The sequence below is a fragment of the Brevibacillus brevis genome (assembly GCF_001039275.2).
In the GTDB taxonomy this organism is placed as follows: domain Bacteria; phylum Bacillota; class Bacilli; order Brevibacillales; family Brevibacillaceae; genus Brevibacillus; species Brevibacillus brevis_C.
On the sequence record NZ_CP030117.1, the window covers coordinates 2401372 to 2416258 of the forward strand.

Annotated in this window: 14 protein-coding genes and 1 riboswitch; of the genes, 8 read left to right on the plus strand and 6 right to left on the minus strand. The window is 47.9% G+C overall.

Annotated features, from left to right (window positions below; all coding sequences use genetic code 11):
- Positions 1-24 precede the first annotated feature (24 nt).
- From AB432_RS12150 to modA, 3 genes are read right to left on the minus strand one after another with little or no spacing between them, the layout of a single operon-like run.
- Entirely contained in the window at positions 25-690 is a 666-nt protein-coding gene (locus tag AB432_RS12150) for an ABC transporter ATP-binding protein (protein ID WP_048032497.1), read from the minus strand.
- Between the two features lie 16 nt (positions 691-706).
- Positions 707-1393: a molybdate ABC transporter permease subunit gene (gene modB / locus AB432_RS12155; RefSeq protein ID WP_048032498.1), complete on the minus strand. Its 687-nt coding sequence runs from the start codon at positions 1391-1393 to the stop codon at positions 707-709.
- A gap of 30 nt (positions 1394-1423) precedes the next feature.
- Positions 1424-2221, minus strand: a complete 798-nt coding sequence (gene modA, locus AB432_RS12160) for a molybdate ABC transporter substrate-binding protein (protein ID WP_048032499.1) — start codon at positions 2219-2221, stop codon at positions 1424-1426.
- Positions 2222-2364: 143 nt separating this feature from the next.
- Here modA and AB432_RS12165 point away from each other — a divergent pair, with 143 nt between their 5' ends.
- The 5 genes from AB432_RS12165 to AB432_RS12185 all read left to right on the plus strand — a co-directional run bounded on the left by AB432_RS12165 (position 2365) and on the right by AB432_RS12185 (position 6417).
- Positions 2365-3324, plus strand: a complete 960-nt coding sequence (locus tag AB432_RS12165) for a helix-turn-helix transcriptional regulator (RefSeq protein ID WP_048032500.1) — start codon at positions 2365-2367, stop codon at positions 3322-3324.
- 195 nt (positions 3325-3519) lie between these two features.
- Positions 3520-5388, plus strand: a complete 1869-nt coding sequence (locus AB432_RS12170) for a stalk domain-containing protein (RefSeq protein WP_048032501.1) — start codon at positions 3520-3522, stop codon at positions 5386-5388.
- Positions 5385-5906, plus strand: a complete 522-nt coding sequence (locus AB432_RS12175) for a shikimate kinase (protein WP_048032502.1) — start codon at positions 5385-5387, stop codon at positions 5904-5906. The genes AB432_RS12170 and AB432_RS12175 overlap by 4 nt, the downstream gene beginning before the upstream one ends.
- 58 nt (positions 5907-5964) lie before the next feature.
- Positions 5965-6126 carry a YqzE family protein gene (locus AB432_RS12180; protein ID WP_007725773.1) on the plus strand — a complete coding sequence of 54 codons (162 nt, stop codon included), beginning with the start codon at positions 5965-5967 and terminating at the stop codon, positions 6124-6126.
- A 36-nt stretch (positions 6127-6162) separates the two neighbouring features.
- Positions 6163-6417 (plus strand): YkuS family protein, encoded by a 255-nt coding sequence (locus AB432_RS12185; RefSeq protein WP_048032503.1) that lies wholly within the window; start codon positions 6163-6165, stop codon positions 6415-6417.
- Between the two features lie 34 nt (positions 6418-6451).
- Here AB432_RS12185 and AB432_RS12190 read toward each other — a convergent pair whose 3' ends face one another.
- From AB432_RS12190 to AB432_RS12200, 3 genes are all read right to left on the minus strand, one after another.
- Entirely contained in the window at positions 6452-7309 is an 858-nt protein-coding gene (locus AB432_RS12190; RefSeq protein WP_048032504.1) for a hypothetical protein, read from the minus strand.
- Positions 7310-7419: 110 nt separating this feature from the next.
- On the minus strand, positions 7420-8544 hold the full coding sequence (locus tag AB432_RS12195; RefSeq protein WP_048032505.1) for a YqhG family protein: 1125 nt from the start codon (positions 8542-8544) through the stop codon (positions 7420-7422).
- Positions 8545-8580: 36 nt separating this feature from the next.
- Positions 8581-10287: a DEAD/DEAH box helicase gene (locus tag AB432_RS12200; protein WP_048032506.1), complete on the minus strand. Its 1707-nt coding sequence runs from the start codon at positions 10285-10287 to the stop codon at positions 8581-8583.
- Between the two features lie 221 nt (positions 10288-10508).
- A riboswitch (glycine riboswitch) is annotated at positions 10509-10604 on the plus strand.
- A 264-nt stretch (positions 10605-10868) separates the two neighbouring features.
- On the opposite strand from AB432_RS12200, the gene gcvT reads away from it, so the two are divergent.
- Genes gcvT through gcvPB form a run of 3 tightly spaced genes read left to right on the plus strand, consistent with a single transcriptional unit; the run spans position 10869 to position 14828 of the window.
- A complete protein-coding gene (gene gcvT, locus AB432_RS12205) occupies positions 10869-11972 on the plus strand; it encodes a glycine cleavage system aminomethyltransferase GcvT (RefSeq protein WP_048032508.1) in 1104 nt (367 codons plus the stop codon).
- Between the two features lie 41 nt (positions 11973-12013).
- Positions 12014-13366 carry an aminomethyl-transferring glycine dehydrogenase subunit GcvPA gene (gcvPA, locus tag AB432_RS12210; protein WP_048032509.1) on the plus strand — a complete coding sequence of 451 codons (1353 nt, stop codon included), beginning with the start codon at positions 12014-12016 and terminating at the stop codon, positions 13364-13366.
- Complete coding sequence (gene gcvPB, locus AB432_RS12215) at positions 13359-14828, plus strand: aminomethyl-transferring glycine dehydrogenase subunit GcvPB (RefSeq protein WP_048032510.1); 1470 nt, start codon at positions 13359-13361, stop codon at positions 14826-14828. Before gcvPA ends, gcvPB begins: the two co-directional genes overlap by 8 nt.
- Positions 14829-14887: the final 59 nt, after the last annotated feature.

Here is a 14887-nt window from a genome sequence, read left to right on the forward strand (position 1 = left end):
AAGCCATCCAGCAATGCCATCCCATTATCGGGAAATGGACGTTGCTGAATGGCTTTTTTCATGTTTCCGTTCTTTGATTGTGCCGTTATCGATCAGCAAAATGACATCTGCGAGCTTCTCGGCCTCTTCACGATCATGGGTGACCAGCAGAAACGGGATGTTCCACATGGCGTGAAGGCGCAGCAACTCATCCTGGCATTGTTTACGCGTATCCGCGTCCAGCGCCGATAAAGGCTCATCAAGTAGCAGGATGTCTGGTTCAGTAGCCAGTGCACGTACGAGTGCCACCCGTTGTTTTTGTCCTCCGGATAACTGGTGAGGATATTTTTGCAGTAGATGATCGATGCCCACTGTGGACAACAATGGGGCTAAATTGAGCTCATGTCCTTTTTTCAAGCCGTATCGAACATTTTGCTCGACCGTCATGTGAGGGAACAGCGCATAATCTTGAAATAAATACCCGATGTTGCGTTTTTGTACGGGAAGCGGCTTCTGTCCTTCGCGATAGAAAACGTTCTCATTTAATTGGATCACGCCCGTATCAGGATGTACCAGACCTGCAATACTGTTCAATATCGTTGTTTTACCAGAGCCGGATGGTCCGAACAATACGACAATTTCCTTCTGTACCGAAAAGGACACATCCAAAATAAAATCAGGCAAACGCTTCTGTATGTTGACAAAGAGCATTTACCAATCACCTGCCTTACTTTTGATTGGCGTACCTGCGCACGTTGCGACGACTCCACCAATTCAGCCAGAGAGTCGTGCCCATACCCAAGGAAACAATAATGATGACCCAAAACAATGCCTTATCCATTTGACCAGCCTCAACAGCAAAATAAATGGCGACGGGAATCGTATCGGTTTTCCCAGGGATGTAGCCTGCGAGCATCAGCGTAGCACCAAACTCCCCTAAACCACGGGCAAAAGAAAGAACAAAGCCAGCCAACAGGCCAGGCCAAGCCAACGGAAAGGTAACGGTCCAGAATAATCGCCATTCGGAAGCGCCCATCGTGCGTGCCGCATTCTCCAAACGACGATCCACTCCCGTGAAGGCAGCGACTGCACTCTGATACATCAACGGAAAGGAAACGACAATCGAGGCAATAACGGCTCCTGAAAGCGTAAAGACGACGGTAATATTGAACCATTCATGCAGAAGCTGGCCGAGAAAACCGTTTTTTCCGAAAAGCATCAACAAGCCGAAGCCAACAACAGTAGGAGGGAGAACAAGCGGAAGCAAAAAGAAGGACTCCAGCACATTCTTCCCCCAAAAATCCTTTTGTGTCATCCACCTTGCAGAAAGCATCCCAAGGACAAATACAAAGGAGGTGGAGAGCGCAGCTACTTTAAGGGATAGCATCAGAGGAGTAAGATTGGTTTCGATCACGCTTGCCACCTCCAATTCGATTCGGTTGGTTTATTGAAAACCGTACTTCTGTAAGATCGCTTTTCCTTTGTCGCTTGTCAAGTAGGATAGGAAAGCTTTTGCTGCATCTTGGTTCTTCGATGCGCTGACGACCGCACCAGGATAAACGATCGGCTTGTGCCATTCAGGCTTGGCTGTCGCCAATACCTTTACATTTTTCGAAGCTGCGGCATCACTGGAATAGACAATGCCGACTTCGGCGTTACCGGATTCAACGAAGGTCAAAACTTGGCGAACATCGCTGCCAAATACCATTTGTGCCGAAAGAGAATCCCACATTTTCAATGTATCCAATGTTTCTTTTGCATAACGTCCTGCCGGGACTGTCTCAGGCTCACCGACGGCAATATGCTTGATCGCAGCGTTGTTCAGCTCTTCAAAAGAAGAGATAGGGACAGCGCTTGTGTTACCTGCAATGAGAACAAGCGAGTTTTTGGTGAAGTCTTGGCGTGTGTCTTTGGCGATGAGTTGCTGTTCCTCTAGACCGTCCATGTCTTTTTTACTAGCCGACAAAAATACATCAGACGGAGCGCCTTGCGTAATTTGTGTGGCGAGTTTGCCAGAGCCTCCGAAGTTAAAGGTGAGGGTCGTTCCTGGGTGTTCCGTTTCATATTGCGTTTTCAACTCATTCAAAGCATCCGTCAAGCTAGCAGCAGCAGAAATCATCAGTTCTACCTTTGCTGTCTCGGTTTTGGCTGGCTCACTTGCTTGTGGGGCTGTTTGCGTTGTGGAGCAAGCAGTGAGCATCAAGCAAAATGCCGTCAATAAGGCTAACCAGTGCTTCTTCATAAAAATAGACCTCCATAATTATATTTAGTTATAATTAATTATAACTGGACATAACTAGATTATATGGATTCGTAATGAATAATCAATTGCGATTTTACGACACTTGTTTGAAAATAGAGCAAAGGATATAACGGAGGCGGGACATGAGTCAACAAAATTCTTATACCACCGAAGAAATAGCAAAGATTCTACGCATTTCCAAGCTGACAGTCTACGATTTGATTAAAAAAGGCGAGCTGCCCGCATATCGCGTCGGCCGGCAAATGCGCGTCGACGAAAGCGATCTGGAAGCGTACAAGGCGAAGGCAAAAGGAGAATACAGACAAGCATCAGCCGTTAGCATCCCGCAGACAGGACAAGCTCAGCACTTGTCACGACATGAGCAGGCTGGTACAGGCCGCAATATCATTATCAGCGGGCAGGATGTGAGCTTGGACCTATTGGCTGGGCATTTGGAGAAAAAGGATGCGGCATACCGACCGCTCCGCTCGTATGTGGGCTCTCTTAACAGCCTCGTGGCGATGTATACGGGTAAGGCTGATATCGTCAGCACGCACTTGTACGATGGGGATACCAACGAATACAATGTCCCATATATTCGTCGGATTTTATGTGGGCATCGTTTTGTTGTTATCAATATGTTGTCACGTTGGGCCGGATTCTACGTCCAGGCTGGCAATCCGAAACAGATCAAGGCATGGAGCGATTTTACGAAGCCGGGCATTCGAATGGTCAATCGGGAAAAAGGGTCCGGTGCACGCACGCTGATTGAAGAACAGTTTCGACTGGCAAAAATAGCGGGAAGTGATGTGATTGGCTATGAACGGGAAGAGTCCAATCACCTGGCAGTCGCAGGGGTAGTAGCACGGCGCGAGGCAGACGTAGGGGTGGGTATTGAAAAGGCAGCTTCACTCGTCGGAGTCGAGTTTGTCCCAACTGTGCGTGAGCGATATGACCTCGTCTTGTTGAAAAATAAGGACAACGAACAACTCATTCAGACCGTTCTTGATGTTCTCGGGTCGCGACCGTTTCAAATGGAATTGGAAGCAGTCGGGGGCTATGACCTTAGCCAAACCGGAAAAATTATGTACGAAACCTGGTAAAGACTAAAGAAAGCTGCCAATCATTACGATACAATGAGTGGCGGCTTTTTTATTTCACCAGGAAGCCCATCGTCAAATAAGGCGTTTTCTCTACAGAATCTCCTGAATTTCTACTCAGTTTGACATATATTTGCTACAATGAAACAAAAACATTTAGAAGCCTGCCGCCGGGCGGTTTATTATATGGGGGCTGTCATGAAATCACTACATAAAACGAGCTTGCTAGTATGTGTGACGATCCTCGTATTTTTTGGCTCAGTTGGGGTCGTTGCGTATTGGCCAGCCATTTCTCAAATCATTGCCATGAATCAATCACCTGGGGAGGAGCAGACGTTCGTCGATCCATTTTCTTATGATCCGCCTCTGCCGTCTTATGTAAAGGATTTGAACCCTGTATATAAGATTCAAGCTGAATTACATACGTCCGAAGCAAAAATAACCGGAAACATGACCTTGGAGTTCGACAACCCGAAAACTCCAGATGTACGGCTGTATATTTACGACTACCTTTGGAACAAAATGACGGTGAAGTCGATTCGCTACAAGGACAAGCCGCTTTCTTTTGAACGTGGTCAATCGCTGGTGAAGATGGCAAATCCTCTCGGTAAGGAGCTTCGTGGCGCTCTAACCATTGAATTCGAGAACCCGGTTCCACGTAGGGGGACACGTTTTGGGGTCAAAGACGATATATGGACGTTGACGACATGGTACCCGATGCTCGGGGCCCAAAATCAAAAAGGTGTTTGGTACGACCCGCCGCAACGCGTTGATTTTGGTGATCCATTCGTTTACCACTATGGAGATTACGATGTGTCGTTTACCTCACCACAAGGCTACAAATGGGTTAGTTCATGGGGCAGAGGACAAACGAAATCAATCGGTGGCAGTAAGCAGCAAGTCCATTATCAAGCAAAAAATCTGTTGAACTTTGGACTGGTGGGAAGTCCGCTTTATCACATTGAAACGATTCAATTTTCTCCGAATTTAACGGTTGACATTGCTTCCGTTGATAAAGGAAACATAGAAAGAATCAAGAACATTGCTCAATCGGTATTTCCTACTTTCATCGATATGTACGGGCCGTTGCCGTATCCGCACGTGGCGATTGCAGAAACAAGTACAGGAACGACGTACGCCATGGAATACGCGAATCTCGCCGTATTCAAAAGAGACATGCATTACAACAATCTGATCGATCATTGGCTGCCGCATGAGGTAGGGCATCTTTGGTGGTACAACAGTGTGGCTACATTGGAATCCTCGCATGGGTGGCTTGATGAGGGGCTGGTGGAGCTCGGCGTGTCTCATTACTTGCAGAAGCGTTATGGTGCCCAATCAGCTACGACTTTGTTAGATGAGTACAACCGGGATGTCAAACGTTTGCAAGAGCGTTATCCAAATGGAAAGCTGGACAAGCCATTGCAGAAGTTCGCCACCGAAGAAGAGTTTAAGCTGACCTGGTATTCCCGGGGAGCACTCTTGTTTGACAATCTCCGCCGCAAAATCGGTGATGATGCCTATAAGCGATTCTTGCAGCGCGTCCAGCAAAATTATCATGGCAGTGTCATTGGTGCAGAGCATCTCGATCAGGCGCTTGGGCAAACTTTGCAAGGGGAAGCGAAATATTTCACCCTGTATACCAACAGTACAAATAAGAATGGCTTTGGTGCAGTGCAATTGGAGCCCTATATCACAACGATCATTAATAACATGAGCTTTTATCCTTCGATCCCAGCTCGGGTCACCCAAAATACGGTGTATATTCCGTTGCGTGAGCTCGGTGAGAAAATGGGATTGGCGATTAGCTGGGACGACAAGAAACAAATGATCCGCGTAAAAGGAAATGGGCGCGAAGTATTTATAAAGGAACGGGAGCGCTTTGCTGACGTAGATGGGAAGCGAATAGATTTAGGCAGCCCGTTAATCGAAATCAAAGAACGTACGATGGTTCCACTATCCTTTTTTGAAAAAGCATTGGGATATGAGACAGCGTACAATCAACAGCAAAAAACGGTGAAGATCAATACATACCGAACGATTGGAAAGGCGGCAGAAACAAAATGAAAAACCTGGTGTTAGTCGGATTTATGGGAACAGGAAAAACCACGGTTGGTGCCGCACTCGCTACCTGTTTGGGAATGAAGCATACAGACTTGGATGATGCGATTGTGGAAAGGGAAGGCCGCAGCATTCCAGAGATCTTCACGGATCATGGAGAAGTGTATTTCCGAGACGTCGAGACGAAATGTCTTGCGCAATTACTGGCAGTAGGATCTCAGGTCGTAACAACTGGGGGAGGAGCTGTATTACGGAAACAAAACGTAGAGATGATGATGGAGCAAGGCATCGTAATCGCGCTGCATGCCACGGAAGAGGAGCTCATCAAGCGTTTGGAAAAGGATACAGGACGGCCCTTATTGGCAGGAGGAGTAGCGACAAGGGTAAAGACCTTAATGGCAGAGCGCGCAAGTGTATACGATTTTGCTCCGATTCAGGTGGATACGACAGGTAAGAGCCTTTCCGATATTGTGATGGAAATTACGAACCAAGTGGTTGAAAGAACGCAGGACGGGGAACAATAGAGGGGACAGCGCTTGCGCCGCGGTGTTGAATCCGCGAGTAAGAAGGAGGTCAAGTGCGATGTCCTTTCAGGAATATTTAAAGTACCTGACGAAACTGTTTGTCCAGTACATGGATACCCCAAAAGATGAACGCCGTTTGCGTAAGACTCCACGCGAGTCCTGGTCATCACGCTGGTTTGGTGCCATTCCCATGTCCATTCGACTGTTGTGGCGCAAATAAAATTCGTAAACCTATGAACGAAGACGGAGGGTGCATATGGCGAGAGTAGCGGTAGAAAATTCCCTGTCTGAAGTGTGCAAGATGCTGCGTCAAAATGGTTACGAAGTTGTTGATTTAGGCAACTGGCAGCAGGTGGTAGATGCGATTGTCATTACTGGACAGGATATCAACGTTCTGGGTAATCAAAACAAAACGATTACAGGAGCTCCCGTTATTAATGCAGAGGGAATGACGGTCAATGAAATTTTTCATGCCGTTCATGAACGTCTCTCTCCTACAGAACATCGGTGAATAGAAAACGTAAAAAAACAAGCTCTCCAACCGGTTATTCGGCAGGAGAGCTTGTTTCATTTACGAAAAATCGTCCGACGCGATGGGCATACGAATAGGGGACAAAGCGCAGGCCCTCATCCCATACGCCTACATAAGCATTTTGGTCATTCCATAAATGCAGGGACCCCACGACAAAGGGTGCCAAAACCTGTGACTGATGAATCGGGACGGCTAATGTTACTGGCGAGGTATAATCTTGCTGCCACAATTGGTTCCAGGACACATCTGCGTTCGTTTTACTCATTTGGCTGACCCACCCGATATGATCAAAAGGATCAGCCTCGGCTGCGCTTAAAATTCTCATTTGAGTCAGGCGTTGTCCATTTTGTATGAGCTGCTCTCCTGCAAAAGCACCGACGGCGGGCTCACTAATTTGAAAGGAAGCGGGATACATTTCTCCCGTTTTGGCATTGACCATTTGGGTATCTGACTTCTGGGTGATCAGCCAGTAGGAAGCAAACCCGTCATAAACTGGTTCTGCCGCGATTTCTTTCGGAGCAAATGCGTCATCGAACAAGATGTACTCCCCGACACCATATTCCAGCAGAACAAATTTCTCATGGGAAGTAGAATCAGGTGCTTCTCCTATCACCAAATACCCTACTTGCTTATCCGCTTTTTTTATACTTACCAGCCATTGATGCTGCCCTGCACCAAGTGTTTGTACGTCTGTTTTTGCGTCCTGCCATTGCTTGAATTGAGGGTCTCGGGTTGCGATTGCATCCATCCATTCTCGAATTTGTGCTTGGAATTGCTGGTCCCAGCTTGCTTCGTCTTGCGCCAAAGCTGGTAAGGAAAGCAGCATCAGAGACAAAAGAGCAGCGATAACAGGAAGAAATCGTCTGGTCACAACTATGCACCACCTTTTGTAAAGGCTTAACCTATTCCTATTGTAACCAGCTATGACAAAAAGATTTGTTGCAACGTGTCTTTTCTGTTTCACATTTTCTCGTTGATCTTTTACATGATTCGCCCTGATGCGGGGAGATGTCGCATGCTTTTTGCTTTCGATGACCGCATGAGTGGAGGAACGGAAGATAAATAGAACAAGCCACCGTTGATGAACGAAACCTCGATCCGCGGCTCGTATTGCCATGCCAGCTCGTCTTTTCGGCGTTGTCTCTCCTCATCTGGCGTGCTTTTTTTCCATTCTGCCTGATGAATCTCTTCACGTGGAGTTGTTTGGATTCCATTTGCACGCAAAAAGTCGAGGATTCGTCCGCCAGAAGTCCGGTATTCGTCAAAAGATAGGGGCTGTTCGACAGAAGGTGGTCCAGCTGAATCAGGTTCGGGGTGCAGGGCTTCTCGCTCGAGTAACGACTGGGCTTCCGGCTGTTCTGATTCTTCTTCGGTTTCGTTTGCGTTTGTCTGCTCATTTTCTGGTTCTCGCCGTGCCAGCTCTTCATAATACGCTTCCAAGATGGCCATTTCTTCGCTCAGACGTGTACGCGCTTCCTCTGCCCATTGCTGATCTTCTTGTTCCAGTGTATGCTCGACTTCCTGTTGTGCCATTTGGAGGGCTTCCTGTATGGTTACCTTTCGATCCAACGTGTAATAGTAATCGGGGATCGCAGGGGTCAAGGAAAGTGAAAATAAAAACGAAGTGAAATCCGTCACTATCCGTGGCTGATGCAAATTTATCCCCAGGTACAATAAAATGTCACGTCGCTTGTCACAAAGCAGAGATACCTTCAAGTTCATCCCGAGCCAAGGTACGAGAGGGGTTGACCGACGTTTGCCGGCATTGCCCAAGAGGCCCCCTTGTTGCTCGTACATACAGACAAAGCTGCCATGCTTTTTGGCTGAAGCGAAAATTTGTTGCATGCGTGCAGCTCCTAGATGCAGATGCTCGGATCGCAAACCTTCAGGCATGCATTCCGGATGAAAACTAAAGGTGAGCACCAATGGCTGATAAGCCAAATTCATCTTATCCACCCAGCTCCAGTAAAAAGGACGATTGCCGATATCTTTGTCCACCTCGACAGGAAGTTTGACGGTGAAATAATCCGGGTGAGACTCAACGATATGGGCAGAAAAAGTCGCCAAATAGCGCTCGACAAATTGTCTGACCTGTTGTTGCTGCATCAGGAGACCTCATTTCTTTTTCGTTTCCAACAAGAGTTATTGGTCAGCCGCCTCAGAAAGTGGAACAGCGTCTTTTGTTATTTTGCTTGCCCGAATCGCGTGTCCAATGTTATCGAGCTTCAACGCCATTTCTTTGGAGGAGCGGGAATCCATAATGATTTGAATCAGATTGTCTTCCAAGGAGTGACTTAAATTCAGGCGTTCCACAATATCATCGAGTTCGCCGATGACCATTTCAAATAGGTCGATTTTTTCATACAGCAGCTTGAGAATATGCTCTTCGATCGTTCCGGTTGTCGATAAATTGTAAATGTGTACATCCCTTTTTTGTCCGAGACGATGGACGCGACCGATTCGTTGCTCCACTCGCATGGGATTCCAAGGCATGTCGTAATTGATCACCTGATTGCAGAACTGCAAATTGATGCCTTCGCCGCCTGCTTCCGTAGCGATCAGGACTTGTGCACGATTTTGGAAAAGATCAGTCATCCAGTCCTTTTTGCTGCGTTTAAAGCCACCGCGGAAGGGGACGGAAGTAATGCCGTGGTCGTGCAAATACTTTTGCAGATAGTTTTGAGTTGCTCGGTACTCTGTAAAAATGATCACTTTATCGTTGATTTGTTGAATGAGCTCAACGGTTTTGGCAGCCTTGGAATGCGTTTCAATTTGTTTGATCAACTCGACTAGCTCAAGAATTTGTGCGCGTAAAGGAGAGTCCTCGCCCGTCCGCTGGTGCATGTTATACAGCGTCATGAACGCAGCTTCCTTACTGGAGCAGACCTCACGCTGCAAGGTGATCAGAGCGAGCGAGTTGAAGCCGCCCATCCCAAATCCTGTTCGGTATTGCTCACGGACAAAGTGGGTCACACCTTCGTACAAGGTCATTTCCTCAGGGGAAAGGTCAATCGGAATCGACTGAACGCGGCGACTGGTGAATTGAATACCGCCATCACTTCGTTTGTTGCGAATCATGACCTTTTCAATTTCTTCCCGCAATTTCTCGCTGTTTTTGGATTGGCGTTTGCCCTCTACGTAATTGGTAGAGAAGGTGGAAGTATGGCCGAGGTGACCTGGTTTTAACAAATTGATGAGGTTGTACAGCTCGTCCATCTCGTTTTGAATAGGAGTTGCGGTAAGGAGCAAGCAATATTTTTTGCGGATTTCTTTGACGAACTGATAGTTTCGTGTCCGTTTATTTTTGAGTTTATGGGCCTCGTCGATGATGAGCATGTCGTAATCGATGTCGAGGACGTGACGCCTGTGAGGATCTCGTTTTGCTGTGTCTATGGATGCGACCACGACTTCGTGTTGCCGCCACATATATTCTTTTTTTTGCGCGACTGCTGCAATGCCGAATTTTTGATGAAGCTCTTTTGTCCATTGAATCACGAGAGAGGCTGGAACCAGAACGAGAATTTTTTTAGCCAAGCCGCGAACCATATATTCCTTCATGATCAAGCCTGCTTCGATCGTCTTTCCCAGACCGACCTCATCAGCGAGAATGGCTCGGCCGCGCATCTCTAATAGGACACGTTTCGCTGTTTCCAACTGGTGAGGAAAAGGCGACAAGAGTGGAAGATATTTCAGACATTGCAGCTGGTCAAATTCGCTAACAGCCATCGCTTCCTCGGCTTCCAATGAGAGCTTGAACAGCTCCCACTTATCCCAGGGTCCATCTTCTTGCATACGTTCTGTAAGCGGATTGATCCAACTCGTATCAAATGAAATAGGAACATTCGGCATATAAGATACTCCTTTACATAGCTCTGCCATAACTTTCATGATTAACATTAAAAAACTGAACGTTTATCTATTGTCAATGTGTTTTGTTAAGTTTTTCTGAATCTGGCTGTTAATTTGTATATTTTCAACTTTGGTCTCTCATGGTAGGATAAAGAGGTAGTACATCCATTAGTATGGAAATGATAGCAAAAACTTATGTATGACCATGAAACAACCGCGAATGAAGGTAGTAGGGAGAGACTGCTTGAACGTTTGGCAGCGCCGAAGGAGCAAGCCGGTAACGGTGAATCTCTCAGGCAAAAGTACCTCTACTGGACGCAACTCTGGAGAGAGCTCACACGAGCCACCAAAGGGGAAACTTGCAAGTGGGGAAAGTAATTCCCATGTGATTCGCAAGGTAACTCTCAGGTACCAAGGACAGAGGAGGAGAAATGGGCGCCATTATTTTGGTGTACCCGTTTTTCCCCCTCTGTTTTGTTTTGGTCGATAAGACTCCTATCGACATAAGTGCAACTAAGGCCTCGCCAAAGGCTCAGCGAAGCCAAGTTTTCTAAGATCTTATTGTTCACAGGAGGTGCCACATGTCCAATTTGAAACGTACGCCACTATTTGATTCTTATGCAAAGTATGGCGCGAAAACCATCGACTTCGGTGGTTGGGATCTGCCAGTGCAGTTTACAAGCATTGGTCAAGAGCATGAAGCCGTTCGGACAAAAGCTGGTCTATTTGATGTTTCCCATATGGGAGAAGTGGACGTAAAAGGGGAAAACGCTCTTTCTTATCTCCAGCGTGTGACTACGAATGACGTGTCCAAGCTGGCAGTCGGGCAGGCGCAGTACAGTGTGCTTTGCTACCCAGATGGGGGGACGGTAGACGATCTGCTTGTTTACAAATATGCAGATGATCATTACCTGCTCGTCATCAACGCGGGGAATATCGACAAAGACTATGCGTGGCTAGAAGAACATCTGATTCCAGGCGTAACGATTGAGAATATTTCGCCACAAACAGCACAAATCGCGATTCAAGGTCCTTTGGCAGAATCCATTCTGCAAAAGCTGACGACTACAGACTTATCTCAAATCGGCTTTTTCCGTTTTGAGCGTGATGTGCAAGTGAGCGGTATTCCGGGTTTGGTCTCCCGCACTGGCTATACTGGCGAAGATGGCTTCGAGATTTATTTGGATGCCGATCGTGCAGCAGAGCTGTGGGACATCTTGCTGGATGCGGGAAAAGAAGAAGGTCTTTTGCCGTGCGGTCTCGGTGCGCGCGATACGCTTCGTTTTGAAGCCAAGCTGCCACTGTACGGACAAGAGCTCAGCAAAGACATCACTCCGATCGAAGCGGGCATTGGCTTTGCTGTCAAGGTAGACAAAGAAGTGCCGTTCATCGGTCAAGAAGTGCTGAAGGCACAAAAAGAAAACGGTGCTCCCCGCAAGCTGGTAGGGATCGAAATGATCGACCGTGGGATTCCGCGCACGCATTACCCCGTCTATGTGGGGGAAGAGCTCATTGGCGAAGTGACGACGGGAACACAATCTCCAACCTTGAAGAAGAACGTCGGTCTCGCTCTCGTAAAAACCGAGCATGCCGCGTTAGGTACACAAGTAGAAGTAGAAATTCGCTTAAAACGTCTGAAAGCAGAAGTCGTTGCCGCTCCATTTTATAAACGCCCAAAAAACTAAGCGATACACCACATACATCCTTTTAGAGGAGGACAACGTCCGTGAAATACCGCTACCTGCCCCAAACTGATCAGGACAAGCGCGAAATGCTGGAAACCCTCGGCATTTCGAGTATAGAAGAATTGTTTGCTGATATTCCGGAAGAAGTACGTTTCAAAGGTGCTTTGAATATTCCAGAAGCACTTTCCGAGCCAGATTTGGTGAAGTATTTTACACGCCTCGCAAATAAAAACGTAAACTTCAGCACGCATGTTAACTTTCTGGGTGCGGGTGTTTATCAACATTACACGCCGAGCACAGTCAATCACATGCTGCTCCGCGGGGAATTCTTTACTGCTTATACACCTTATCAGCCAGAAATCAGCCAAGGTGAGCTGCAAGCTATTTTTGAGTTCCAAACGATGGTATGTGAGCTGACTGGCATGGAGGTAGCTAACTCCTCGATGTATGACGGCGCGACTTCTTTGGCAGAGGCAGCGATGATGGCTGCAGGTCACACTGGCAAAAAACGCGTAATCGTTTCCCGCGCTGTACATCCGGAAGCGCGTGGTGTTTTGAAAACATATGCGTATGGACAAAACGTTGAGCTGGTTGAAGTAGGTATCAACAGCGATGGCGTTACAGATACAGCGGCTTTGGAAGCGCTTGTTGATGAAAACACAGCAGCGGTCATCGTGCAGTATCCGAACTTCTTCGGAAATGTAGAGGACTTGGGAGCGATTGAACCTATTGCGCACGGAAAAGGCGCACTGTTGATCACATCCTCCAATCCGCTTGCTCTGGGTGTATTGGAGGCGCCGGGCAAATTGGGCGCAGATATCGTAGTTGGCGACATGCAGCCATTCGGTATTCCAGCATCCTTTGGCGGACCACATTGCGGATATTTTGCTACCACAACCAAACTGATGCGCAAAATGCCAGGTCGTATCGTCGGTCAAACGAAGGACGAAAATGGCAAACGTGGCTTCGTATTGACGCTGCAAGCGCGTGAACAACATATTCGTCGTGAAAAAGCGACTTCTAATATCTGCTCGAACCAAGCGCTGCTCGCATTGGCTGCTTCCATTGCCATGACAGCACTCGGCAAGCAGGGTGTACAAGAAATGGCGATGATGAACCTGCAAAAAGCTCATTACGCCAAAAATGCCCTGGAAGCAAAAGGCTTGGAGATCGTATTCACTTCTCCATTCTTCAACGAGTTTGTCGTGAAGCTGAACAAACCAGTTGCAGAAGTGAACAAAGGTCTGTTGGCTGCTGGAATGATCGGGGGTTATGATCTCGGTCTCGACTATCCAGAGTTTGCGAATCATACCTTGCTTGCAGTAACCGAGCTACGTACCAAAGAAGAAATCGACACATTGGCGGCTGAATTGGAGGCGATCACACGTGCGTAACGACCAGGAGAAAGCACTGATCTTTGAAATGAGCAAACCAGGCCGTGTGGGCTACAATTTGCCGGCATTGGATGTTCCAGAAGTAGAAGTAGCAAGCCTTTTGCCAAAGCACCTCATACGCGAAACGCCGGCTGAGCTGCCAGAAGTATCTGAGCTGCAATTGGTTCGTCACTATACCGAACTGTCTCGTCGCAACCACGGGGTAGACAATGGGTTCTATCCGCTTGGTTCCTGCACGATGAAATACAACCCAAAAATCAACGAAGATGTCGCCCGTTACGCAGGCTTCGCGCAGACACATCCGTACCAACCAGAAGAAACCGTACAGGGCGCATTGGAGCTGTTGTATAACCTGCAAGAAGAACTGGGTGAAATTACAGGCATGGACGCAGTTACCCTGCAACCAGCGGCTGGTGCTGCGGGCGAGTGGACAGGTCTGATGATGATCCGTGCCTACCACGAGAGCCGAGGGGAAGGACATCGTACCAAAGTAATCGTGCCGAACTCCGCACATGGTACGAATCCGGCATCTGCTGCTGTAGCTGGTTTGGATACTGTAACCATCGCATCTGACGAGCGTGGTTTGGTTGACATTCAAGCGTTGCGTGATGCAGTAGGACCTGACACGGCTGCTTTGATGCTGACGAACCCGAACACACTCGGATTGTTTGAAGAAGATATTGTGGAAATGGCGAAAATCGTTCATGAAGCTGGCGGCCTCTTGTATTACGATGGTGCGAATGCGAACGCGATTTTGGGAATTGCCCGTCCGGGAGACATGGGCTTCGACGTGGTGCATCTGAACTTGCACAAAACGTTTACAGGGCCTCACGGCGGTGGTGGTCCAGGTGCAGGTCCGGTCGGCGTGAAAAAAATTCTCGAGCCATTCCTGCCTACACCAATCGTAGCGAAAAAGGAAGACGGAAGCTTCTACTGGGACAGCAATCGTCCGGCTTCCATCGGTCGCGTAAAAGGCTACAACGGAAACTTCGGTATTCTCGTTCGTGCGTACAGCTACATCCGTACCATGGGTCCAGAAGGCTTGCTGCAAGTTTCTCAAAATGCGGTGCTCTCCGCCAACTACATGATGCGTCGTCTGGCAACGGCTTATCATCTGCCATTTGATCGCGTCTGCAAGCATGAGTTCGTCCTGTCTGGTGTAATCCAGAAGAAGCTGGGCGTACGCACGCTCGACATTGCAAAACGCTTGCTCGACTTCGGCTATCACCCGCCAACGATCTACTTCCCATTGATCGTCGACGAGTGCCTCATGATCGAACCGACCGAAACCGAGACAAAAGAAACGCTCGATGAGTTCATCGACGTGATGCTGCAAATCGCCCGCGAGTGCGAGGAAACACCAGAAATCGTTCAGGAAGCTCCTCATACTACTGTAGTCAAACGTTTGGATGAAGCGACAGCGGCAAGAAAGCCAATCCTGCGTTATCAACCGCAAGCATAATTCTAGATTCCAGGAAAAGTCGCCTGTTGTTACGGGCGGCTTTTCTTTCGGATTGGTGC

Bases quoted from the DNA above. Each gene is read 5' to 3' on its own strand.
- AB432_RS12150 (WP_048032497.1), bottom strand. From the start codon at position 690: ATGCTCTTTGTCAACATACAGAAGCGTTTGCCTGATTTTATTTTGGAT.
- modA (WP_048032499.1), bottom strand. From the start codon at position 2,221: ATGAAGAAGCACTGGTTAGCCTTATTGACGGCATTTTGCTTGATGCTC.
- AB432_RS12165 (WP_048032500.1), top strand. From the start codon at position 2,365: ATGAGTCAACAAAATTCTTATACCACCGAAGAAATAGCAAAGATTCTA.
- AB432_RS12170 (WP_048032501.1), top strand. From the start codon at position 3,520: ATGAAATCACTACATAAAACGAGCTTGCTAGTATGTGTGACGATCCTC.
- AB432_RS12175 (WP_048032502.1), top strand. From the start codon at position 5,385: ATGAAAAACCTGGTGTTAGTCGGATTTATGGGAACAGGAAAAACCACG.
- AB432_RS12180 (WP_007725773.1), top strand. From the start codon at position 5,965: ATGTCCTTTCAGGAATATTTAAAGTACCTGACGAAACTGTTTGTCCAG.
- AB432_RS12185 (WP_048032503.1), top strand. From the start codon at position 6,163: ATGGCGAGAGTAGCGGTAGAAAATTCCCTGTCTGAAGTGTGCAAGATG.
- AB432_RS12195 (WP_048032505.1), bottom strand. From the start codon at position 8,544: ATGCAGCAACAACAGGTCAGACAATTTGTCGAGCGCTATTTGGCGACT.
- AB432_RS12200 (WP_048032506.1), bottom strand. From the start codon at position 10,287: ATGCCGAATGTTCCTATTTCATTTGATACGAGTTGGATCAATCCGCTT.
- gcvT (WP_048032508.1), top strand. From the start codon at position 10,869: ATGTCCAATTTGAAACGTACGCCACTATTTGATTCTTATGCAAAGTAT.